Source organism: Leyella stercorea (assembly GCF_019052365.1).
Lineage (GTDB): Bacteria > Bacteroidota > Bacteroidia > Bacteroidales > Bacteroidaceae > Prevotella.
This window is the reverse complement of record NZ_JAHQUY010000196.1, coordinates 1-426: the sequence shown is the minus strand read 5'-3', so window position 1 is coordinate 426 and position 426 is coordinate 1. Positions and strand designations below refer to the sequence as shown.

Genomic DNA, 426 nt, shown 5'->3' with positions numbered 1-426 from the left:
AAGCACAACCGATTCTATATTTTGTGTATGTACTCAAAGATTTCATGCCAGCCTTATATTGCTTTTCCATTTCATCACGGCTTTGAGAATAGACTTTCATCAGTGTATGGCAACGATACTCCAAGCCAAGAAAGGCGTTCTTTACCTTGTCGGCAGTGACGAAGTTGTCCCTGTCCATAATCTCCTGATAATGCTTACTGATACTCACACGCATCTTGTCCAATTTGCGGTTCACTTCCAAAGCCTGCATACTCTTACCTATCATGCGTCCGCCCTTGGTGTCCCACAAATCTGGATTGGCAGTTGTCTTGCAACTGAACTGCGCCTGTGTTCCGTCCACTGTGATACGTCCCATAACTGGAACAGTACCATCTTTCTTTACTACCTGTCTTTTGAGGTAGAAGATAATTGAAAATGTACTCTTCA

The 426-nt window shown here is 43.2% G+C and carries 1 protein-coding gene; it reads right to left on the bottom strand.

The features are described 5' to 3' along the window. Positions 1-426, bottom strand: a 426-nt coding sequence (locus tag KTQ90_RS13595; protein WP_254360408.1) for an Arm DNA-binding domain-containing protein, incomplete at both ends; no start/stop codon positions are given.